This window comes from Streptomyces sp. BE303, from assembly GCF_036290945.1.
GTDB lineage: Bacteria > Actinomycetota > Actinomycetes > Streptomycetales > Streptomycetaceae > Kitasatospora.
In genome coordinates this window covers 99,778-121,937 of the sequence record NZ_JAQYWZ010000485.1, presented here as the reverse complement: position 1 = coordinate 121,937, position 22,160 = coordinate 99,778, and the positions used below count along the sequence as shown (strand labels likewise).

Here is a 22,160-nt window from a genome sequence, read left to right as displayed (position 1 = left end):
AGGAGACCCCTGCCATGGCGGACCTCTCCCCCGCCGGCTCCGGCCTGCGCACCGCGCAGCTCGACGGACGCCGACTGTCGGAGGCCCTGCTTCCCCTGGAGCTCGCGCCCCGCGCCCAGCTCCGGCTCGCCGCGATCAGCCGCTGGAACGCGCTGCGCGGTGTCCGCGTCGGCCTCGTCGCCGCCGCCCTCCTCTTCATGCTGATCGGCGCCAACCTGGCCACCCCGATCTACCCGCTGCTCCAACAGCGGCTGTCCCTGACCGCGCTGGACACCACCGTCCTGTTCACGATCTACGTGTTCGCGCTGGTCCCGGTGCTGGCCGCGGTCGGCCACTGGTCGGACCACCTCGGCCGGCGGGCGCTGATCCTGCCCGCCGTGGCCCTGGCCGCCGCCGGGGACGTCGTCTTCGCCACCTCCGGCAGCTTCTGGCAGCTCGCCGCCGGCCGCGCCGTCCAGGGCGTCGCGGTGGGCCTGTCCACCGGCGCCGCCGGGGCCGCCCTCGGGGACCTGCTGCCCGACCACCCCACCCTGGCCGCCAAGCTCACCCTCGCCTGTTCCGCGGGCGGTGTGGCGCTCGGCCCGGTGGTCGGCGCCCTGCTGGCCGGCGGCTCCGACCCGCTGCTGACCCCGTTCCTGCTGCACGCGATCGCCCTGCTGGCGCTCTGCGTGCCGCTCGCGCTGGTCCACCCCCGGATGCCCGGCCGCAACCGCCCGCCGGCCTCCCCGCCCCGCATCACGACCCCGGCCCACCTGCGTCCGCAGCGCCTGGCCCTGCCGATCACCGGCCGCCGCGAGTTCCTGCTGGCCTCCTCGGCCGGCTTCATCTCCTACGCGGTCTTCGGCGTCTACCTCAGCCTGGCCCCGGCCTTCTCCGCCAAGCTGCTGCACACCGACTCCCGCCTGACCGGCGCCGTCGTCGCGGCCCTGCTGCTCGGCTCCTCGGCCGCCGCCCAGCTGCTCGTCCCGCCGACCGCCGACCGCCTGGTCATCGCCCTCGGCATGACCGGCCTGGCCACCGGCCTCGGCCTGGTCGTCACCGCCCAGTACACCGGCACCCCGGCCCTGCTGTTCATCGGCAGCGTCCTCGGCGGCGCCTGCCAGGGGATCGCGTTCCGCTCGCTCTTCACCGGCGCCGTCGCCGCGATGAACCCGGAGCGCCGGGGCTCCGAACTCTCCTCCCTCTGGGTGATCGTGTACCTCGGCTCGTCCCTCCCCATCGTCGCCGTCGGCGCCCTCGTCCAGGCCTACGGCCTCCTCCCCGCCACCAGCGGCTTCGTCCTCCTCGCCGCAGCCCTCTGCGCCGCCCTGGCCGTCGCCGTCGCCCGCCGGCCCAGGCACGCCTGACCGCGGGAAACGCCGCTGCCCGGGACGGAGGATCCGTCCCGGGCAGCGGCGTTCGGCCGCGTCCGCCGGCAGACGCACCACTGCCGCGCGAACACTCCCCCGAAGGGGAGGTTCGCGCGGCAGTGGATCGGCGGAAGATCCGACCGTCAGACGTTGAAGCCGAGGGCGCGGAGCTGGTCGCGGCCGTCGTCGGTGATCTTGTCGGGACCCCACGGCGGCATCCAGACCCAGTTGATGCGCAGGTCCTGGACGAGGCCGTCGGTGGCGGTCCTGGCCTGGTCCTCGATGACGTCGGTCAGCGGGCAGGCCGCCGAGGTGAGCGTCATGTCGATGGTGGCCACGTCGGACTCGTCGATGTGGATGCCGTAGATCAGGCCCAGGTTGACGACGTCGATGCCCAGTTCCGGGTCGACGACGTCCATCAGGGCCTCGGTCAGGTCCTCGACGGAGACGGTTCCGGCGGTGGTGCCGACGATGACGGTCGGACCCTCTTCGGCGGAAGCGGAAGGGGTCGGCGTCTCGGTGTCACTCATGTGTCTGTCCTCCTCTTCTGCTTCAGTCGTTGACGGCGGGGTGCTCGGCCAGGGCCTTGGCGGTGGCGTCCTTCCAGGCCATCCAGCTGAGCAGCGCGCACTTCACCCGGGCCGGGTACTTGGAGACGCCGGCGAACGCGACCGCGTCCTCCAGCACCTCCTCGTCGCCCTCGCCCTGGCCCTTGCTCTGCATCAGCGCCAGGAAGGCCTCCTGGACCGCCTGCGCCTCGCCGACGGTCTTGCCCACCACCAGGTCGTTCAGCACCGAGGCGCTGGCCTGGCTGATCGAGCAGCCCTGGGACTCGTACGAGACGTCGGCGACCGTGCCGCCGTCGAGCCGCACCCGCAGGGTGATCTCGTCCCCGCAGGTGGGGTTGACGTGGTGCACCTCGGCGTCACCGTCGCGCAGCCCCTTGCCGTGGGGGTTGCGGTAGTGGTCCAGGATGATGTCCTGGTACATCGAGTCGAGCTTCATGTTCGCGTGCCCCGTCCCGTCAGCCGAAGAAGTTCCGGACGTGGTGGAGGCCGTCGATCAGGGCATCGACCTCGCCCGGCGTCGAGTACAGGTAGAACGACGCCCGCGTGGTCGCCGGAATTCCGTACCGCAGGCAGACCGGCCGCGCGCAGTGGTGGCCGACGCGCACCGCGATGCCCTGCTCGTCGAGCACCTGGCCCACGTCGTGCGGGTGGATGTCGCCCAGCGTGAACGAGATCGCGGCGCCGCGGTCGACGGCCGTGCGCGGGCCGATGATCCGCAGGTCCGGGACCTCCAGCAGCCGCTCGACCGCGTACTCGGTGATCGCGTGCTCGTGGGCGGCGATCCGCTCCATGCCGATGTTCGACAGGTAGTCGACGGCCGCGCCGAGCCCGACCGCCTGGGCGATCGGCGGGGTGCCGGCCTCGAACTTGTGCGGCGCCGGGGCGTAGGTGGACGAGCCCATGGTGACGGTCTCGATCATCTCGCCGCCACCGAGGAACGGCGGGAGGTCCTCCAGCAGCTCCTGGCGGCCCCAGAGCACGCCGATGCCGGTCGGGCCGAGCATCTTGTGGCCGGTGAAGGCGACGAAGTCGGCCTCCAGCGCCTGCACGTCCAGCACCATGTGCGGCGCGGCCTGCGAGGCGTCGATGACGACCAGCGCACCGACCGACTGGGCCTTGCGGACGATGGCCTCGACCGGGTTGACCGTGCCGAGCAGGTTGGAGACCAGGGTCACGGAGACGACCTTGGTCCGCTCGGTGATCAGCTCGTCGATGTTCGACAGGTCGAGCCGGCCCTCGTCGGTCAGCCCGAACCACTTCAGCTTCGCGCCGCTGCGCTGCGCGAGCAGCTGCCACGGGACGATGTTGGAGTGGTGCTCCATCTCCGTGATGACGATCTCGGAGTCCGCGTCGACCCGGTAGGGCTCCTCCGCCCAGGCCAGCATGTTGGCGACCAGGTTGAGCGACTCGGAGGCGTTCTTGGTGAATATCACCTCGTTGCGGCTCGGCGCGTTGATGAACGCCGCGACCTTGTCACGGGAGCCCTCGTACAGCGCCGTGGCCTCCTCGGCGAGCACGTGCACGCCGCGGTGGACGTTGGCGTTGTGCCGCTCGTAGTAGGTGTTCAGCGCGTCGAGCACCTGGCGGGGCTTCTGCGAGGTGGCGGCGTTGTCGAGGTAGACCAGCGGCTTGCCGTCGTGCAGCAGGCGCTGCAGGACGGGGAAGTCCTTGCGGATCGCGTCGGTGTCGAGCAGGCCCGACAGGACCCTCGACTCGTGCGTATGGGTCACTCGGAAGCGCCGCCCTTCACGTAGGACTCGTAGCCCTCCGCCTCCAGCTTGTCGGCCAGCTCGGCACCGCCGGACTCGACGATGCGGCCGGCCGAGAAGACGTGGACGTAGTCGGGCTTGATGTACCGCAGGATGCGGGTGTAGTGGGTGACCAGCAGGGTGCCGACCTCGCCGGTCGAGCGGACCCGGTTGATGCCCTCGGAGACGACCCGCAGCGCGTCGACGTCGAGGCCGGAGTCGGTCTCGTCGAGGATCGCGATCTTCGGCTTGAGGAGCTCCAGCTGGAGGATCTCGTGGCGCTTCTTCTCGCCGCCGGAGAAGCCCTCGTTGACGTTGCGCTCGGCGAAGGCCGGGTCCATCTGGAGGCCGGCCATCGCCTCCTTGACCTCCTTCACCCAGAGGCGCAGCTTGGGGGCCTCGCCGCGGACGGCGGTGGCGGCGGTGCGCAGGAAGTTGGAGACCGAGACGCCGGGGACCTCGACCGGGTACTGCATGGCCAGGAAGACGCCGGCCCGGGCGCGCTCGTCGACGGACATCTCCAGGACGTCCTCGCCGTCGAGCAGCACGGAGCCGCTGGTGACGGTGTACTTCGGGTGGCCCGCGAGGGAGTAGGCGAGGGTGGACTTGCCGGAGCCGTTCGGACCCATGATGGCGTGGGTCTCGCCCTGCTTCACGGTCAGGTCGACGCCCTTGAGGATCTCGCGGGGACCGTTCTCGGTCTCGACGGAGACGTGCAGGTCGCGGATTTCAAGCGTTGCCATGGGTACTCAGGACTCCTGGTTGACGGAGACGAGCACATCGTCCCCTTCGATCTTTACGGGGTAGACAGCGACCGGCTTGGTGGCGGGCAGCCCGGAGGGCTTGCCGGTGCGCAGGTCGAAGCTGGAACCGTGCAGCCAGCATTCGATCATGCAGTCCTCGACCTCGCCCTCGGAGAGCGCGACGTTCGCGTGCGAGCAGACGTCGTTGATCGCGAACACCCCCTCGTCGGTGCGGACGACGGCGACCGGGACGCCGTTGAGGTCGACGCGCTTGGGCTCGTCCTCAGCCAGCTCGCTCAGCGCGCAGGCGCGAAGGAAGCTCATCGGGTCAGACCGCCGATTCCAGCTCGGCCTCGATCTTCTCCATCAGCTGGTCCTGGATGTCGGCGACGCCGATCTGCTGGACCAGTTCGGCGAAGAAGCCGCGCACCACCAGGCGGCGGGCCTCGTCGGCCGGGATGCCGCGGGCCTGCAGGTAGAAGAGCTGCTCGTCGTCGAAGCGGCCGGTGGCGGAGGCGTGGCCGGCGCCGACGATCTCGCCGGTCTCGATCTCCAGGTTGGGGATCGAGTCGACCCGGGCACCGTCGGTGAGCACCAGGTTGCGGTTGAGCTCGTAGGTGTCGGTGCCCTCGGCGGCGGCGCGGATCACCACGTCGCCGACCCAGACGGCGTGCGCGTCCTTGCCCTGCAGCGCGCCCTTGTAGACCACGTTGGAGCGGCAGTGCGGGGTGTCGTGGTCGATGACCAGACGGTGCTCCAGGTGCTGGCCGGCGTCGGCGAAGTAGAGGCCGAACAGCTCGGCCTCGCCGCCGGGCGCGGCGTAGGAGACGCGCGGGTGGATCCGGACCACGTCGCCGCCGAAGGTGACGACGACGGACTTCAGCGACGCGTCGCGGCCGACCAGCGCGGTCTGCTGCGCGACGTGGACCGCGTCGCGGTCCCAGTCCTGGACGGAGACGAAGGTGAGCTTGGCGCCGTCGCCGAGCAGCAGCTCGACGTTGGCGGCGCGGGTGCCGGTGCCGGTGTGGTTGATCACCACGACGGCCTCGGCGAACGACTTGACGTCGATCACGACGTGGGCGAAGCGGCTGCCGCCCTCGCCGTGCACGTCGATCTTGACCGGCTCGGTGAGCACCGTCTCCTTGGGGACGGTGACGACGAGCGCCTGCTGGAAGGCGCTGAACGCCTGCGCGGCGACCCGGTCGACCGGCTTGCCGGCCTTGCCGAGGCGGGCGTCGTCGCGGCCGACCGTCTCGGCGGTGACGCCGTCCGGCAGGCTCAGTTCGACCTTGTCCTCGCCCTGGGCGCCCTCGGCGGCGGTGCCGTCGTGCAGGCCGGCGAGGCGGTGCAGCGGGGTGAACCGCCAGTCCTCCTCGCGGCCGGTCGGCACCGGGAAGTCCGCCACGTCGAAGGACGGCTCGACCGTGACGCGGGCGTCGATCGGCTGCTGGACGGTGGCGCGGCCGGTGCCGGGGCCGGCGAGCTGCGCGCCCGCGCCGGCCGTACCGACCTCGATCGAACCGGCGGTGGTGGAGCCGGTGGGGGTGTTGACGTCAGCCATGGCTGTTCGTTGTGCTCTCTTCCTCAAAGTGTCGATGGACGGCGGGGCGGCCGGCGGATCAGCCGACGGAGCCCTCCATCTGCAGCTCGATCAGCCGGTTCAGCTCCAGCGCGTACTCCATCGGCAGCTCGCGCGCGATCGGCTCGACGAAGCCGCGGACGATCATCGCCATGGCCTCGAACTCGGTCATGCCGCGGCTCATCAGGTAGAAGAGCTGGTCCTCGCTGACCTTGGAGACGGTCGCCTCGTGGCCCATGGAGACGTCGTCCTCGCGGACGTCGACGTAGGGGTAGGTGTCCGAGCGGGAGATGGTGTCGACCAGCAGCGCGTCGCAGAGCACGTTGGACTTGGCGCCCTTGGAGCCCTCGCCGATCTCGATCAGACCGCGGTAGGAGGTGCGGCCGCCGCCTCGCGCCACCGACTTGGAGACGATGTTGGAGGAGGTGTTCGGCGCCATGTGGACCATCTTGGCGCCGGCGTCCTGGTGCTGGCCCTCGCCCGCGAAGGCGATCGACAGGGTCTCGCCCTTGGCGTGCTCGCCCATCAGGTAGACGGCCGGGTACTTCATGGTGACCTTGGAGCCGATGTTGCCGTCGACCCACTCCATGGTCGCGCCCTCGTACGCCACGGCGCGCTTGGTGACCAGGTTGTAGACGTTGTTCGACCAGTTCTGGATGGTCGTGTAGCGGCAGCGGCCGCCCTTCTTGACGATGATCTCCACGACCGCGGAGTGCAGCGAGTCGGAGGAGTAGATCGGGGCGGTGCAGCCCTCGACGTAGTGGACGTAGGCGTCCTCGTCGACGATGATCAGCGTCCGCTCGAACTGGCCCATGTTCTCGGTGTTGATCCGGAAGTAGGCCTGGAGCGGGATGTCGACGTGGACACCCTTCGGCACGTAGATGAAGGAGCCGCCCGACCAGACCGCCGTGTTCAGCGCGGCGAACTTGTTGTCGCCGGCCGGGATGACGGTGCCGAAGTACTCCTTGAAGACCTCCGGGTGCTCGCGCAGCGCCGTGTCGGTGTCGAGGAAGATGACGCCCTGCTCCTCCAGGTCCTCGCGGATCTGGTGGTAGACGACCTCGGACTCGTACTGCGCGGCGACACCGGCGACCAGGCGCTGCTTCTCCGCCTCCGGGATGCCGAGCCGGTCGTACGTCGCCTTGATGTCGGCGGGCAGGTCCTCCCAGGACGCGGCCTGCTTCTCGGTGGAGCGGACGAAGTACTTGATGTTGTCGAAGTCGATGCCGGTCAGGTCGGAGCCCCAGGTCGGCATGGGCTTCTTGCCGAACAGCTTGAGGCCCTTGAGCCGCAGGTTCAGCATCCACTCGGACTCGTTCTTCTTCGCGGAGATGTCGCGGACGACCTCCTCGCTGAGCCCGCGCTTGGCCTCGGCACCCGCGGTGTCCGGGTCGGCCCAGCCGTACTCGTAGGTGCCCAGGCCTTCGAGCTCCGGGTGCGAAACGGTGTCAGTCATGCGAGCTTCCTAACGCGCGGACGCTGAATCATCGGTGGACGTACCGGCAGTCGGCGCGGCATCGGTACCCCGACCGGCGGCAGTGCGCAGGGCGGGCGACGATGCGGCACCGGGTGCCGGCACATAGGTGGTGCAGACCCCGTCGCCGTGGGCGATGGTGGCCAGTCGTTGCACATGGGTGCCCAGCAGTTGGGAGAAGACCTCGGTCTCCGCCTCGCAGAGCTGCGGGAACTGCTCGGCGATGTGCGCGACCGGGCAGTGGTGCTGGCAGAGCTGGGCGCCCGCCGGGGCCTGCGCCGCAGCGGACGGAACCCGCCGCACCGTGGCAGCGTACCCGTCGGCGCTCAGCGCCTGGGCGAGGGCCTCGGTGCGCTCCTCGACCTTGGCGGACCGGACGGTCTCCAGGTACTTCTCGGCCTGCCGCCCGAACCGGGCGCGGGCGAAGGCGGCGACCGCCTCCTCGCCCACCGCTCCGCCGCCGACGGCGTCGGAGATCCAGTGCAGGGCGTCGGCGGCGAGCTGGTCGTACGCCTGGTAGAAGGCGTCCCGGCCGCCGTCGGTGAGGGCGAAGACCTTGGCGGGACGGCCCCGGCCACGGCTGCCGTACACCCGCTGTTCGCGGGCGTCGACGAGGCCGGCGGCGGTGAGCCCGTCCAGGTGACGGCGGACGGCGGCGGTGGTCAGACCGAGCCGGTTCGCCAGATCGGTGGCGGAGGAGGGACCGTGGTCGAGGATCGACCGGGCGACCCGGTCCCGGGTGGCCCGGTGGCCGTCCAGGAGCACCTCGGCCGCCGTCGCGGGCACGGCGCAGCCGGGGGCCGACTCGGCCTCCGGCTGTACGGGGTGCTCGCGCATGTTTTTCACAACACCAGTGTTGCGTAATTCCTTCCGGCAGGACAAGCCGTGACCCAGACCTCATCCGTGGCATCTGTCACGCAGGTAAGCCTTACCTGACCTGCGGAAACGATCACCGGGGGTTCCGCTTCGCCGGTCACCGGGACGGCTCCGGGCCCGGGCCGAGGGGTCCGCCCAAGCGGAATCCAATCCTCCGCCATGCCCTTCTCGCCCCGTCCACCGACCCCGGCCCGCTTCGAGCCGCGCTCCCGCGCGCGCTCCGCCGGGGCTCGCGTGCGGGCTCCCGTACGGCCGCCGCGTTCGGTCCTCTTAGACTCGCCGGTATGCATTCCGATCCCGCGGTCCAGATCACCGGGCTGGTCAAGCGCTACGGCGAGAAGACCGCGGTGGACGGTCTCGACCTCACCCTCGCGCGCGGCGCCGTCACCGCCGTCCTCGGCCCCAACGGCGCCGGCAAGACCACCACCATCGAGACCTGCGAGGGCTACCGCCGCCCCGACGCCGGCACCGTCCGCGTCCTCGGCCTCGACCCGGTCACCCAGGGCGCGGCGCTGCGCCCCCGGATCGGAGTGATGCTGCAGTCCGGCGGCGTGTACGCGGGCGCACGCGCCGTCGAAATGCTCCGGCACACCGCCAAGCTGCACGCACACCCCCTGGACGTCGACGCGCTGGTCGAACGGCTCGGCCTCGGCTCCTGCGGCCGCACCACCTACCGCCGGCTCTCCGGCGGACAGCAGCAGCGGCTCGCCCTCGCCATGGCCGTGGTCGGCCGCCCCGAGCTGGTCTTCCTGGACGAGCCCACCGCCGGCCTCGACCCGCAGGCCCGCCGCGCCACCTGGGACCTCGTCCGCGACCTGCGCCGGGACGGCGTCACCGTCGTGGTCACCACCCACCACATGGACGAGGCCGAACAACTCGCCGACCGGGTCGCGATCGTCGACCGCGGCAGGGTGATCGCCGAAGGCACCCCGGAGGAACTGCGCCGCGACGGCGCCGAAGGCGGCCTGAGCTTCGACGGCCCGCCCGGACTCGACCTCGCCACCCTGCTCAAGGAACTGCCCGACGGCTCCACCGCCGCCGAGACGACGCCCGGCAGCTACCGCATCGAGGCGCCCGTCGACCCGCAGCTCCTGGCCACCGTCACCGGCTGGTGCGCGGCCTGCGGCATCCTGCCCGAGCGGCTCGCCGTACAGCGCCGCAGCCTCGAAGACGTCTTCCTCGACCTGACCGGACGGGACCTCCGCTCGTGACCACGTACTCCCCCCGGCCCGGTGCCGCCCCCGTCGGCCGGATGCTGCTCGCCCAGACGGCGTTCGAGACGAAGATGCTGCTACGCAACGGCGAGCAGCTGCTGCTCACCGTGATCATCCCCACGGTGCTGCTGGTCCTCTTCTCGGCGGTCGACATCGTCGCCGTCGAGGGCCCCGGCAAGCGCGTCGACTTCCTGGCACCCGGCCTGCTCGCGCTGGCCGTGATGTCCACCGCGTTCACCGGGCAGGCCATCGCCACCGGGTTCGAGCGCCGGTACGGCGTGCTGAAGCGGCTCGGCGCCAGCCCGCTGCCGCGCTGGGCGCTGCTCACCGCCAAGACCGGCTGCGTCCTGGTCACCGAGGCGCTCCAGGTGGCGCTGCTGACGGTGATCGCGCTCGCACTCGGCTGGTCCCCGCAGGGCAACCCCCTCACCGTGGCCGCCCTCCTGGTCCTCGGCACCGCGGCCTTCTCCGGACTCGGCCTGCTGATGGCCGGGACGCTGAAGGCGGAGGCGACGCTGGCGGCGGCCAACCTGGTGTTCATCCTGCTGCTGCTCGCGGGCGGAGTGATCGTGCCGCTGTCGAAGTTCCCGGCGGCCGTGCAGTCCGTCCTGGAGCTGCTCCCGATCGCCGCCCTCTCCGACGGCCTGCGGTCCGTCCTCCAGACCGGCGCGGGCGTGCCCTGGTCGGACCTCGGCATCCTCGCCGGCTGGTCGGTGCTCGCCCTGACCGCCGCCGCCCGCTTCTTCCGCTGGGAGTGACCCCTACGACTCCCGGGCACACACCACCCCCGAGCGTCAGGACGGCGGCGGCGTCCCCTTCGGCCAGACGCAGGGCGTGCTGACCTCCAGCGACAGGTTGTGGCTTTCGCCTGAAACTCCGTCGAGGATCGCCAGGAACTTGTCCTTGGGGTTCTTCAGCTTCACCCAGTCGGCAGTAGCACTCGGATCCGGCTCGAATCCCTTCCCCATCAAGAACGTGCGAAAGGCAGCGGCGGCTTCCGTTTTGCTCGCCAACGGAACGTCGCCGAAATCATACCCGCGAGAGGTCTGCATCCTGCCGTGCGGACCCACGTCATTGGCATCGCAGTGCGAGTCGAGGAAATCGGCTGGACTTGCCGTGGGTTTGACCGTCAGTCTCGCCAGAATTTCCGCGAGATAGGTGTCGACCTGAGCCTTGGCCTGCTCCAGGGTGACCGTGGACCTCCTTCGTTCGGGGATGGTCTCCGCTCCGCAGGAACTCAAGGCGAGCACCACCACGGCCAAGGCGGCTACGGCGGCCGTCCGGCCGGGCCGCGCCGAGTCCGTGGATGCACGTACGACAGCTCCCATGGCTTCCACTTCCCAACAAAGACATCCCCGTGGCGGGGGAAAGCGAGTGATGTCGTTCCAGACACCGGCATTTCGGCGCCGTGAGCGCGATCGCGGACTCGATCGCCGCTCACCACAGCGCCTTGACGGCACTGCGAAGGTTCGCTCGGTGATTCTCGTCATTTCCTCCCGGCGATGATCTCGCCCATGGCCTGGAGCGAGACCGAGCCGGGATTCCAGTAGTCGGAGTGGCCGGTTCCCGGGTCAGTCGGGATTACCTGCGCGCCGAATCCGGGAAGGATGGGGTCCCGCCCGTGGATCAGGTGATGATCGGGGTTCTGGAGCACCCCGTAGTAGTCCCCGAGGTTGTTGCCGAAGTTACTCGCCAGACCGTTCGCGTTCATGGGCGGGGCCATCGAAATACCGTCGGCGTCACCTTGTGCCGCGAAGACGCGGGACGGATCGACACCAAGATCACGGGCGTGCTCCACGCCGGCTCCGGGGCTGGCGATCAGCACGACGTTGTCGACCGGCAGGCCCTTGTCACGCAAGGTGTATCCGACGGTCGTGGTTCCGTAGCTGTGGGCGAGGATCGTGTTGTTCGACGGTTCTCCGTCATGCGTGGCGCGGAGTCCCGCTTCGAAGCTGTGCAGGCTGTTCCCGGCGTTCCTGGCGTAGCTGTCGTTCATCGCCTCCGGCGTGATGGACTGCGGCGCGTCGTAGCCGACCCAGGTGATCGACGAGGTCGTCCTGGGGAGACCTGCCTTGACATTGGCGGTGTTGGCCGAGGCGACCATCCGGTCCGACCGCTCGATGTCGCTGTCGATGCTGCCGAGCCGGGCCCCGGTGCCGGGGACGTACGTCGAGACGTTGTCGGCGGTGTCGGGGTTGTTGACCGCGACGATGGCGTGGCCGTTGCCCTTGGTGTCGAAGCCGAGCAGATAGGTGGGCGGATGCTTGTCGTCGACCTTGGTCATCAGCCGCTTCTCGATGGCGTTCACACCGATGACCTGCTCCTGGAGGAGGGCCTTCCTCCGCTCCCACTCGTCGCGCGCCGGGTTCGAGACGGCGCCGTTCATGCCCGCGACCTTCGCGGGCGGTTCGGGGCCCAGGTGGTCGAGATGGGCCTGGAGGTCCAGCTTCGCCTGCTGGAGGGTGAGGCGGTTGGCCCCGTCACGCGCGACGGCCGGGATGCCGTCGAGGTTGCCGATCCGGTCGGGGTGGTCGTGGACGAACCTCTGCTGCTGAGCCGGGGTGAGGCCGCTCCACCACTGCTTGACGCTGTTCGGGTCGGTGCCCGCGGCGGGTATCTGCTCGCGGGCGGTCTCGGCAGCCAGGTCCTGCGCCACGGTGGCGGCGTTCAGTCCCGTGCCGTTGCTCGCGTTGGTCGCCAGGTGGTTGAGCCTCGCACTGATCTCCTGGTCGGCGTGGGCCGCCTCGTTGAGTGCGGCGGTGATCCGGTTGCTGATGGCGACCGCGGTCGTCTCCGCGCCCGAGCCCGCGAAGCCCGGCGAGGCGGGCTCGTTGTCCCACGTGATGCGCCCGTCGGGCGCCACGTCGAGCTTCGCGTTCCTGGCGTCGTCGAGGGCGCTGATCAGATGGGACTGGGCCAGCGCGAACTGTTCGACGGCGTTGGCCAGGGCCTTGCTGACGAACGTGAGTTCCTGGCGGGCGGCCCGGAGTTGACCGCCCAGGTCCTTGACGCGGCCCTGGGCCACGGCGGAGGTGGGTCCGGTCCAGTGCGAGGCGCCCAGCCGGTCGGCGACCTCGTGCTGCCAGGCTTCCACGTGCTGTCCGAAGGCCGTGGCCAGGGCGTCGAAGGCGCTCTTCGCGGTGGTGATGTTGTTGAGGTTGGCGTTGTAGAGGCCGGCGATGTCCATCGGCTACCGGGACTTCCGCTCTGCGGCGGCACGCGCCGTGGCGGTGGCGGGGCTCTCGCCCGCCAGGACCGTCCCGAACGGATCGGCCCCCGGCGTCGGTGTGGCGCCGCCCTGCGCGGGGCCCGCCGCACCGCGGAGGTGCGCGTAGACGCTCTGCTCCCCCTGCTGGTAGTGGGCCGCCGTCTTGACGAGCTTGGAGCCGACGTCCGACATGTCACCGGAGAGCTTGTCCAGCAGCGTCCTCCAGTTCGTGCCGCAGGTGCGTATCGCGGTTGCCGTGAGCCAGCCCTGGAGCGTCGCGGCGGCCCTGTCGCTCGGTGCGACGATCCTCGACGTCTCTCCCGGCACCTGACCCGCTATGTGCTGGGCGCTCTGCCCGCAGCCGGCCAACGCCGCCGGATTGACCTTGAACTCGGAAGCGAGATCGGGATTCGGCACGGTTCCCCCCTGTGCGTCGTCTCAGCGTCGTGATGCCGGAAGTCTGCCGGACCCGGCCCGGTGGCGTGAATGAGTACTCGTACTCAATTGCCCCTCGGTGTCCGGCCGTTCCTCCTCCGCGCCGCACTTCGCGACGCCGCACGGCCGCGCTGCCCGCACAGGAGGTCGGCCCGTCCGACTTCCTGTGCGGACGGCACCTCCACCGGCCCGGGCCCACGACGGCGCCGGCCCCTCGACTCGGACGAGTCGAGGGGCCGGCGCCGGCCGGAACCGAGCGGTGGGCGTCAGCTCTCGTCGCTGCTGCGGCGGCGACGGGCGAGGAGGACGAGGGCGCCGCCGAGGACCACGACACCGCCGCCTGCGGCCGCGATCACCGGGGTCGCGTCGCTGCTACCGGTGGAGGCCAGCACCGGGGCGACCGGCGTCGAGGTGGCCGTCGGGACCGGGGTGGGCGTGCGGGTCGGCGTCGGGGTGGGAGTCGGGGTGGGTGTCCGCGTGGGGGTGGGGGTCGCCGTCCGGCTGGGAGTCGGCGTGGGAGTCGGCGTAGGCGTGGGAGTCGGGGTGGGGGTCGGCGTCGGCGTAGGAGTCGGCGTCGGGGTGGGAGTCGGGGTGGGCGTGGGAGTCGGCGTCGGCGTCGGCGTCGGCGTAGGCGTAGGCGTCGCGCAGACCTCGATCGTCTTCGTCTCCGTCTTGTTCCAGTCGTTGTTCTTCGGGTCCTCGGTGGTGGTCACCACGAAGGTGGCGCTGATCGGCGCGTTGTGCGCCTTCACCGGGAACGTCTGGTGGAACTCCTTGCCGAACTCCTTCTGGTCCAGCACCTTCTCACCGTCGACGGTGAGGCTGACGGCGTTCTTCACGCCGGCCTTGTCGCTGTAGTTGACCAGGTCGATCACGATCTTGTCGCAGGTGACCTTCCAGGCCGGCGTGTGTGCCGAGGCGCCGGTGGCCAGGGCCACGGGCAGCAGGACTGCGGTGACCGCCGCCCCCGCGAGTGCCGCGCTACTGATGCCTATCTGCCGCCGCTGTCGCGCCATTTCGTTGTCCCCTCCGGACGGTCTTCTGCAGCAGGCGAATCGAGTGGATCAGCGGTGGCCCGCTACGGCTGTCCGGGGGACTCTACCGGCACCCCCGTGTCCCTCTACACCCCACCGCACGACCGGATTTCGCCTGTCCGTCCGGCCTCGGATGTGCAAGAACCAGCCCATCACACCCGCGACCTCGCAGGACGGCGGTTCGGCGAAACTCGAATGAACTCCGTCAGAGTGGCTGAAAAACAGCGACCCCCGGCGATCCGAATCGATCGCCGGGGGTGCCGCATCGGTCGGAACCGAAAGGGTCAGCCCTGGTTGGCAGCCTTGCGTCGACGGGCGACCAGCACCAGCGCGCCACCCGCGGCGATGACGACCGCGCCGCCGATCGCCAGCGGCACGACCGGGCCGGAACCGGTGTGGGCGAGACCGCCCCCGGTGCTGGCCTCGGCCGACGGGCTCGCGGAGGCCGAGGCGGCCGGCACCGCTGCCGGACCCGAGGCGGAGGCCGACGGGCCGGCCGAACCGCTCGCGCTCGGCCTGGCACTGCCCGGGACGGACGCCGACGGGCTCGCGGAGGTGCCCGGGGTCACCGAGGCGCCCGGCGTGCCCGGGGTGGCCGACGGCGTGCCCGAAGCGCTCGGCGTGCCGGTGGAGCCCGGCGTGCTCGGCGTGGTGGTGGCGGACGGCGTACCGGTCGGCACCACCGGCGGCGGGGTGGTCGGCGGCGTGGTGGGCGGCGTCACCACCGGCAGGCAGCCGGTGAACGGGAAGTGGTGCGTCTCGGCGCCGGCGGTGCCGGTCAGCGAGGCGACGATCACCGAGCCGTTGACGGGGCCGCCACCGGTGGGCTTGGCGCCCCCGACGCCCGGGGTGTTCAGGGAGAACGCGGCGTTCGGCGCCAGCACGGTGCCGGCCCAGGCGGCCGCGCCGTTCTTGATCACCTTGGTCGCGGTCGGGAAGTTCCAGAGCAGCTTGGCGCGGACCGCGCCGCCGTGCGCGCTCTGCAGCTTGTCGTCCAGGAGGTAGGTCTTCTTGCCCTCGTCCCAGAGGTTGAAGCCGGTGGTCTTCGCGGCGGACATGTCGTACGAGTCGCCGGTCACGTTGACCACGGTGACCGAACCCGCCGGCACCTTCAGGTAGATGTCGGTGGCGCCCTGGAGGGTGGCCGCGCTGACGGTGAAGCTGTTGTACGCGGCGTCGCCGCTGGTCAGGTAGAGCTTCGGGCCCTGGGCCTCGACCTTGGCGGCGGCGGTCTGCGGCACGGCGGCCAGCTGGACGGAGGCGGCGCGCAGCTTGGTGAACTCGGCCTTGAAGTCGATCGGCGAGGCACCCTGGCTGATCTTGCCCTGGTGTGCGTCGATGACGGCGCCCTCGGCCTTGGAGCCGTAGATGCCGTTGCCCTTCATCACCTGGGTGTTGTGCCCGGTCACTCGACCGGCGACGACCAGGGCGTTGCCGCCGGGGAGCGCCTTCACCTGGTCCGCGGTCAGTTCCTGGCCGACCGAGAAGCCGCCGGTGAAGTCGGCGTTTCCGCCGACCGCCACCGCACCCTCGGCGTCCGGCGTGTGGGTGTCGTCGCCCTCGACGAACTCCCCGTAGAGGTTGGCGACTCCGAGGTTCCGGCACTGCTGGCCGGGCTCGGCGGCGTGGGCGGCAGCCGGGGCGATGAGGCCGGCCAGGACAAGGGATCCACCGAGCGCGAGCGCAGCGGCGGGTACGGGTATGCGCATGTGCAGGATCTCCGCTTACGTGCGGGGGTGTGGGAGGGGTCCCGAAAAAGGTATGGACCAAACCGCACTCTTTCGGCCAAACGAGTGATTGGTCAAGACCAATGACCGGGTTGCCCGAACAGTCCGTTTTGCTCCTCCCGTTCGGACTGCGGGTTTGCCGTAGCGGCAAGGCGGGAAGATCAACCTGCCGCTCACCACGTCACCGCGCGACGCCACTCCCCCGTCGGCCCCTGCCCCGCCCGAAGATCGCCTGTAAGGGCGCATAGCATGGACGCCGTGCTGAAGACCACCCCCTTCTCCCTGCTCGCCGAGCGCTGGAAGCCCTCCGCCGCCATGGTCCGGCGTGCCGCGCTCGTCGCGCTGGTGATGAGCGTGGTGATCGTCGTGACCGGCGGCGCCGTCCGCCTCACCGCCTCCGGCCTCGGCTGTACCACCTGGCCGCGCTGCACCGACGAGAGCCTGACGCCCACACCCGAGATGGGCCTGCACGGCGTCATCGAGTTCGCCAACCGGATGCTCACCTACGTCCTGAGCGCCGCGGTCGGCTGGGCCATCCTGGCCGCCCGCTGCCACCGGCCCTGGCGGCACGGCCTCAGCAAGCTCGGCTGGGCCCAGTTCTGGCTGGTGATGAGCAACGCCGTGCTCGGCGGCATCACCGTGCTGACCGGCCTCAACCCGTACACCGTGGCGCTGCACCTGATCGCCGCGATGGCCCTGGTCTGGGTCGCCCTGCAGATGTGGGAGCGGTCCAAGGAGGGCGACGGCCCGGCCCGCCCGCTGGTGGCCGAGCCCATCAAGCGGCTCTCCTACGTCCTGGTCGGCGTGATCGGACTGCTGGTGGCCGCCGGAACGCTGGTCACCGGCGCCGGCCACCACCCGGGGACGCCCAAGGACAACAAGTTCGTCCCGCGCATCCCGATCGACTACGACCGCCTCGCCCAGGTGCACGCCGACCTGGCGTTCGTCTCGCTCGGCCTCGCGGTCGCGGTGCTGTTCGTGTTCGCCGCGGTGAAGGCCCCGCCGGCCGCCCGGGCCCGGGCCCGCGAACTGCTCGTCATCCTGCTGCTCCAGGGCGTACTGGGCTTCGTCCAGTACTTCACCGACGTCCCGGAGGTGCTGGTCGGCCTCCACATGCTGGGCGCCACCCTGACCTGGATCGCCGCCCTGCGCATCCCCCTGGCCCTCCGCCTCCGCGAGGACGAGGACACCCCCGCGGGCGCGGTCCCCGCGTCGGCCACCGACACCGGCACCTCCCGGGCCCCGCAGACCACCTCGGTCTGACCCGCCCCGGGAACGCGCGAAGGGCCCCGGTTCCGTCCACGGACCGGGGCCCTTCGCGCGGGCCGGGGCGGGGTCAGCCGCCGATCTGGATGCCCGCCATGCGCTTCCACTCGTACGGGCCGGTCTTCACCTTGAGGGCGAGCTCGCCCTCGAAGGAGTCGTGCAGGGTGACCCCGGCCAGCTCGGCGGCCCGGCGGCCGACCGCGTAGCTCGGCGCGACCTGGTCGCCCCAGGCGCCGTCCGCGCCGACCACCACGATGCGGGTGGCGACCGCGCCGACGTACTCGACGACGCCGTCGGCGCTGCCGCCGTGCTGCCGGGCGAAGGCGGTGAGGCTCTTGGCGATGCGCTTGGCGCGGCGCTCGGCGCGGGCGTCCGGCGCGGCGGTGGTGGCGGTCTCTGCGCTGCTCATGCCCGCATGCTACCGAGCGGTAGCGGGGCTGGCGACGGGAGCGGGCTGTGCCCCGGGCCACACACCGGGCGACATACTGGTGCGGTGACCTTCGATGGCTGGCCCGCCGAGGCGCTCGACTTCTACGAGCACCTGGAGGCGGACAACTCCAAGACCTTCTGGCAGTCCCACAAGGCCCGGTACGAGCACGCCGTACGGGAGCCGATGGAGCGACTGCTGGCCGAGCTGGAACCCGAGTTCGGGCCGGGGAAGATCTTCCGCCCCAACCGCGACGTCCGGTTCAGCGCCGACAAGTCCCCGTACAAGACGCACATCGGGGCCCACCTGGCGGCCGGCGGCTACGTCCAGCTCTCCGCCGACGGCCTGGCCTGCGGCAACGGGATGTACCAGCTCGCCCCCGACCAGCTGGAGCGGTACCGGACGGCCGTCGCCGAGGACGTCGCCGGTGCCGAGCTGGAGCGGGTGGTCGCCCGGGTCCGGAAGGCCGGGCCGCAGGTGGTCGGCCGGGACTCGCTGAAGTCCGCCCCGCGCGGCTACCCCAAGGACCACCCGCGGATCGGACTGCTCCGCCACAAGGGACTGGTCGCGTGGCAGGAGTGGGCTCCGGAGCCCTGGCTGGGCACCCCGGACGCCTACGGCAGGATCACCGCCTTCCTGCGCGTCTCCCAGCCCCTCAGGGACTGGCTGGACGGCCACGTCGGCCCGTCCGAGCTCCCCGCCCGCTGAGCGGCCGACCGGCCGCGGACGACCGGCGACGGCCGACGGCCGAGAAGACCGGCGAGAGGACGGGCCGGAGGACGGGCGGGAGGCGGCAGCCGCCGCGGACACCCCGTGCACGCCGAAGGGCCCCGGTCCGCAGATGCGGACCGGGGCCCTTCGGCACGGCGCGGGACTCACTTCACGAAGGGGTCCACCGCGATCACGACGAACAGCAGCGTCAGGTAGGTGATCGACCAGTGGAACAGCCGCATCTCCTTCAGCTTGGCGCCGACCATCCCGGCCTTGGCCCGGGCGTGCAGCGCGTGCGCCTCCTTCAGCCACGCGGCGCCCAGCACCACCGCCGAGACGGGGTAGAGCCAGCTGGTGTCGGCGAGCGGCCAGAGCGCCAGCGAGACGGCCACCATCACCCAGGAGTAGGCGACGATCTGCCTGGCGACGGCCAGGTTGCCCTTGACCACCGGCAGCATCGGCACGCCGGCCCGCGCGTAGTCCTCGCGGACCTTCATCGACAGCGGCCAGTAGTGCGGCGGCGTCCAGAAGAAGATCACCAGGAAGAGCACCAGCGCCGACCAGGAGACCGTGTTGGTGACGGCCGCCCAGCCGACGAAGACCGGCATGCAGCCCGCGATGCCGCCCCAGACGATGTTCTGCGCGGTGCGGCGCTTCAGTCCGAGCGTGTAGACGAACACGTAGAACAGCAGTGCACCCAGCGCGAGCGCCGACGCGAGCCAGTTGACCAGGGCGCCCAGCCAGAGCGTCGACCCGACCGCGAGGGCGATGCCGAAGACCAGCGCCTCGCGCGGCGACACCATGCCGGTCACGAGCGGGCGGCGCTCCGTCCGGGACATCACCGCGTCGATGTCACGGTCGATGTACATGTTGAGGGCGTTGGCGCCACCCGCCGAGAGGTAACCGCCGATGACCACCTTCAGCACCAGCAGCAGGTCCGGAACACCGCGCTGCGCCAGGAACATCACCGGCACGGTGGTGATCAGCAGCAGCTCGATGATCCGCGGTTTGGTCAGTGCGACGAAGGCGCCGACACGGGCCCCGAACGGCCGTTGCGCAGGCGTCGCCCCGGTGACCCCGGCGGGACGGGATTCGACGGCGGTCACTAACACCCCAACTGAAGATGAATCCTCACAGGCGGCCACCGGAACGTTGTTCCCGAATCGTCCGCTCTGCGCGTACCACGCCACCTTAGACGCTCCATATCTCCCCACCGGCCCCGGGGTGCCCCGGCGGGGCGGAACGCACACCGCCGGGTGAACCCGGCCGCCCGGGCCTGGACCGATGCCTCCGGCCCGGTCCGCGGACCCATCCGCAGGGTGACCGCCCGCCACCCGGGCCCCGGAGAGGCGAACCTCCCCAATCCGGGCGAGGGTGGACAAAGGATCCGGCCGTCCGCGGGGAATCGCGGACGGGGAGGGGACGGGGAATGGGGACCAACATGCCTGAGTTGTCCCACCACGGAGGGTGAGCCTCGCCCGGACGGTAGGCTCGCCCAAAGAAGCGGGATCTACCCTCCGTGACCGGCACCACCCAGCGTCCGGCCCCAGCGACGTGGCCGACCCGGTCCCTCACGGGGTCACTCTTCACAATGGAAGGAGCCCTGAGACAGGGTGAGCACGACGCCGAATTCATTCGAGTGGTCCGACCTCGACGAGCGGACGGTCGACACGGCCCGCGTTCTGGCCATGGACGCGGTCCAGAAGGTCGGTAACGGGCATCCCGGGACGGCCATGTCGCTGGCCCCCGCGGCGTACCTGATCTTCCAGCGCTTCCTGCGCCACGACCCGACCGACCCCGCCTGGGTCGGCCGCGACCGGTTCGTCCTCTCTCCGGGACACACCAGCCTGACCCTCTACACCCAGCTCTACTTCTCCGGCTACGGCCTGGAGCTGGACGACCTCAAGGCCTTCCGGGTCGCCGGCAGCCGCACCCCGGGTCACCCGGAGCACGGTCACACCGCGGGCGTCGAGACCACCACCGGCCCGCTCGGCCAGGGCATCGGCAACGCCGTGGGCATGGCGATGGCGGCCCGCTTCGAGCGCGGCCTCTTCGACCCGGACGCCCCGGCCGGCGAGTCGCCGTTCGACCACACCGTCTGGGCCATCGTCTCCGACGGTGACCTGGAGGAGGGCATCTCCGCGGAGGCCTCCTCGCTGGCCGGCCACCAGAAGCTGGGCAACCTGGTCGCGCTCTACGACGACAACCACATCTCGATCGAGGGCGACACCGAGACGGCCTTCTCCGAGGACGTCCTCAAGCGCTACGAGGCGTACGGCTGGCACGTCCAGCGGGTCTCCCCGAAGGCCAACGGCGACATCGACGTGGCGGCGCTCGCCGAAGCGCTGGCCGCCGCCAAGGCCGAGACCTCCCGCCCGTCGATGATCGCCATGCGCACGATCATCGCCTGGCCGGCCCCGGACGCCCAAAACACCGCCAAGGCGCACGGCTCCGCGCTCGGCGGCGCCGAGATCGCCGCCACCAAGAAGGTCCTGGGCTTCGACCCGGAGAAGACCTTCGAGGTGAGCGACAAGGTCATCGAGCACGCCCGCCTGGTGATCAAGCGCGGCAAGGCCGCCCGCACCGAGTGGGAGCAGTCGTTCGACGCCTGGCGTGCCGCCCACCCGCAGCGCGCCGCCGAGTTCGACCGCATCGAGGCCGGCGAACTGCCCGAGGGCTGGAAGAAGGCGCAGCCCGTCTTCGAGGCCGGCAAGGCCGTCGCCACCCGCAAGGCCAGCGGCGAGGCCCTGAAGGCCTTCGGCGCGGTGATCCCGGAGCTGTGGGGCGGCTCGGCCGACCTCGCCGAGTCCAACCTCACCACCATCGACGAGGACAGCTCCTTCCTCCCCGAGGGCAACCCGCTGAAGTCGGCGAGCCCGTACGGCCGGACCATCCACTTCGGCATCCGCGAGCACGCCATGGGTTCGACCATGAACGGCATCGCGTTGCACGGCGGGACCCGCGTCTTCGGCGGCACCTTCCTGGTGTTCGCCGACTACATGCGCCCGGCCGTCCGCCTCGCCGCGCTGATGAAGCTGCCGGTCACCTACGTGTGGACGCACGACTCCATCGGCCTCGGCGAGGACGGCCCGACCCACCAGCCGGTCGAGCACCTGGCCTCGCTGCGCGCCATCCCGGGTCTGTCCATGGTCCGCCCGGCCGACGCCAACGAGACCGCCGTCGCCTGGCGCACGGTCCTGGAGCGTCACAGCAGCCACCCCGGCCCGGTCGGCCTGGCACTCACCCGCCAGAACGTCCCGACCTTCGACCGCACGGTGTTCGGCTCCGCCGAGGGCACCGCGAAGGGCGGCTACGTCCTCGCCGAGGCGTCCACCGGCGACCCGCAGGTGATCCTGCTGGGCACCGGCTCCGAGGTCCAGCTGGCCGTCAGGGCCCGCGAGGTCCTGGAGGCCGAGGGCGTCGCCACCCGCGTCGTCTCGCTGCCGTCCTTCGAGTGGTTCCAGGAGCAGGACCAGGCCTACCGCGACAGCGTGCTGCCGCCGTCGGTCAAGGCCCGCGTCTCGGTCGAGGCCGGCATCGCCCAGGGCTGGCGCGAGCTGGTGGGCGACCACGGCCGGATCGTGTCGCTGGAGCACTTCGGTGCCTCCGCCGACTACCAGGTCCTCTTCGAGGAGTTCGGCCTGACCGCCGAGCGCGTCGTCGCCGAGGCCCACATCGCGCTGCGTTCGCTGGAAGCCGTCAACCGCTGACGGCAGCCGCCGGCCGGGCGCCCGACCGCACACCGGGCGCCCGGCCGGCACCCGAGGACCCCACGGATACACGGACGAAGGACTGAAGCA

At 71.1% G+C, this 22,160-nt stretch carries 21 protein-coding genes; 6 read left to right on the top strand and 15 right to left on the bottom strand.

What is annotated here, in order from left to right:
- Positions 1-14: 14 nt before the first annotated feature.
- Positions 15-1,346, top strand: coding sequence for an MFS transporter (locus tag PUR56_RS10350; protein WP_329948646.1), 1,332 nt, complete (start codon positions 15-17; stop codon positions 1,344-1,346).
- 146 nt (positions 1,347-1,492) lie between these two features.
- On the opposite strand, the gene PUR56_RS10345 is transcribed toward PUR56_RS10350, so the two are convergent.
- From PUR56_RS10345 to PUR56_RS10310, 8 genes are read right to left on the bottom strand one after another with little or no spacing between them, the layout of a single operon-like run.
- Entirely contained in the window at positions 1,493-1,879 is a 387-nt protein-coding gene (locus tag PUR56_RS10345) for a metal-sulfur cluster assembly factor (RefSeq protein WP_329876327.1), read from the bottom strand.
- Positions 1,880-1,901: 22 nt separating this feature from the next.
- Positions 1,902-2,354, bottom strand: a complete 453-nt coding sequence (gene sufU, locus PUR56_RS10340; RefSeq protein ID WP_329876329.1) for a Fe-S cluster assembly sulfur transfer protein SufU — start codon at positions 2,352-2,354, stop codon at positions 1,902-1,904.
- Between the two features lie 19 nt (positions 2,355-2,373).
- Positions 2,374-3,621, bottom strand: a complete 1,248-nt coding sequence (locus PUR56_RS10335; RefSeq protein ID WP_329948692.1) for a cysteine desulfurase — start codon at positions 3,619-3,621, stop codon at positions 2,374-2,376.
- Positions 3,622-3,644: 23 nt separating this feature from the next.
- The gene (gene sufC, locus PUR56_RS10330) at positions 3,645-4,409 is read right to left on the bottom strand and encodes a Fe-S cluster assembly ATPase SufC (RefSeq protein ID WP_329948645.1); all 765 of its coding nucleotides are present in this window, start codon (positions 4,407-4,409) and stop codon (positions 3,645-3,647) included.
- Positions 4,410-4,415: 6 nt separating this feature from the next.
- Positions 4,416-4,733: a bifunctional 3-phenylpropionate/cinnamic acid dioxygenase ferredoxin subunit gene (locus tag PUR56_RS10325; RefSeq protein ID WP_329948644.1), complete on the bottom strand. Its 318-nt coding sequence runs from the start codon at positions 4,731-4,733 to the stop codon at positions 4,416-4,418.
- A 4-nt stretch (positions 4,734-4,737) separates the two neighbouring features.
- The gene (sufD, locus tag PUR56_RS10320) at positions 4,738-5,970 is read right to left on the bottom strand and encodes a Fe-S cluster assembly protein SufD (protein WP_329948643.1); all 1,233 of its coding nucleotides are present in this window, start codon (positions 5,968-5,970) and stop codon (positions 4,738-4,740) included.
- A gap of 58 nt (positions 5,971-6,028) precedes the next feature.
- On the bottom strand, positions 6,029-7,444 hold the full coding sequence (gene sufB, locus PUR56_RS10315) for a Fe-S cluster assembly protein SufB (protein WP_329876337.1): 1,416 nt from the start codon (positions 7,442-7,444) through the stop codon (positions 6,029-6,031).
- A 9-nt stretch (positions 7,445-7,453) separates the two neighbouring features.
- Positions 7,454-8,299, bottom strand: coding sequence for a helix-turn-helix transcriptional regulator (locus PUR56_RS10310; RefSeq protein WP_329948642.1), 846 nt, complete (start codon positions 8,297-8,299; stop codon positions 7,454-7,456).
- Between the two features lie 323 nt (positions 8,300-8,622).
- On the opposite strand from PUR56_RS10310, the gene PUR56_RS10305 reads away from it, so the two are divergent.
- The gene (locus tag PUR56_RS10305) at positions 8,623-9,549 is read left to right on the top strand and encodes an ABC transporter ATP-binding protein (protein ID WP_329948641.1); all 927 of its coding nucleotides are present in this window, start codon (positions 8,623-8,625) and stop codon (positions 9,547-9,549) included.
- A gap of 41 nt (positions 9,550-9,590) precedes the next feature.
- The gene (locus PUR56_RS10300; protein WP_329876444.1) at positions 9,591-10,310 is read left to right on the top strand and encodes an ABC transporter permease; all 720 of its coding nucleotides are present in this window, start codon (positions 9,591-9,593) and stop codon (positions 10,308-10,310) included.
- 36 nt (positions 10,311-10,346) lie between these two features.
- Here the strand turns inward: PUR56_RS10300 and PUR56_RS10295 are convergent, their stop codons facing one another.
- The 5 genes from PUR56_RS10295 to PUR56_RS10275 form a co-directional block, all read right to left on the bottom strand.
- Positions 10,347-10,880, bottom strand: a complete 534-nt coding sequence (locus tag PUR56_RS10295; protein WP_329948640.1) for a hypothetical protein — start codon at positions 10,878-10,880, stop codon at positions 10,347-10,349.
- A gap of 158 nt (positions 10,881-11,038) precedes the next feature.
- Positions 11,039-12,739: an alpha/beta hydrolase gene (locus PUR56_RS10290; RefSeq protein WP_329948639.1), complete on the bottom strand. Its 1,701-nt coding sequence runs from the start codon at positions 12,737-12,739 to the stop codon at positions 11,039-11,041.
- Positions 12,740-12,742: 3 nt separating this feature from the next.
- The gene (locus PUR56_RS10285; RefSeq protein WP_329948638.1) at positions 12,743-13,177 is read right to left on the bottom strand and encodes a WXG100 family type VII secretion target; all 435 of its coding nucleotides are present in this window, start codon (positions 13,175-13,177) and stop codon (positions 12,743-12,745) included.
- 284 nt (positions 13,178-13,461) lie between these two features.
- A complete protein-coding gene (locus PUR56_RS10280; RefSeq protein ID WP_329948637.1) occupies positions 13,462-14,211 on the bottom strand; it encodes an LAETG motif-containing sortase-dependent surface protein in 750 nt (249 codons plus the stop codon).
- Positions 14,212-14,513: 302 nt separating this feature from the next.
- On the bottom strand, positions 14,514-15,938 hold the full coding sequence (locus PUR56_RS10275) for a choice-of-anchor A family protein (protein WP_329948636.1): 1,425 nt from the start codon (positions 15,936-15,938) through the stop codon (positions 14,514-14,516).
- Between the two features lie 267 nt (positions 15,939-16,205).
- Between PUR56_RS10275 and PUR56_RS10270 the strand changes: the two genes are divergently transcribed.
- Positions 16,206-17,219 (top strand): COX15/CtaA family protein, encoded by a 1,014-nt coding sequence (locus PUR56_RS10270; protein ID WP_329948635.1) that lies wholly within the window; start codon positions 16,206-16,208, stop codon positions 17,217-17,219.
- Between the two features lie 73 nt (positions 17,220-17,292).
- On the opposite strand, the gene PUR56_RS10265 is transcribed toward PUR56_RS10270, so the two are convergent.
- Positions 17,293-17,631 carry a hypothetical protein gene (locus PUR56_RS10265; RefSeq protein ID WP_329876355.1) on the bottom strand — a complete coding sequence of 113 codons (339 nt, stop codon included), beginning with the start codon at positions 17,629-17,631 and terminating at the stop codon, positions 17,293-17,295.
- 84 nt (positions 17,632-17,715) lie between these two features.
- On the opposite strand from PUR56_RS10265, the gene PUR56_RS10260 reads away from it, so the two are divergent.
- A complete protein-coding gene (locus PUR56_RS10260; RefSeq protein WP_329948634.1) occupies positions 17,716-18,357 on the top strand; it encodes a DUF2461 domain-containing protein in 642 nt (213 codons plus the stop codon).
- Positions 18,358-18,524: 167 nt separating this feature from the next.
- Here PUR56_RS10260 and PUR56_RS10255 read toward each other — a convergent pair whose 3' ends face one another.
- Entirely contained in the window at positions 18,525-19,466 is a 942-nt protein-coding gene (locus PUR56_RS10255; RefSeq protein ID WP_329876359.1) for a heme o synthase, read from the bottom strand.
- Positions 19,467-19,973: 507 nt separating this feature from the next.
- Here PUR56_RS10255 and tkt point away from each other — a divergent pair.
- Positions 19,974-22,070, top strand: a complete 2,097-nt coding sequence (tkt, locus tag PUR56_RS10250) for a transketolase (protein ID WP_329948633.1) — start codon at positions 19,974-19,976, stop codon at positions 22,068-22,070.
- The last annotated feature ends 90 nt before the right edge of the window (positions 22,071-22,160 follow it).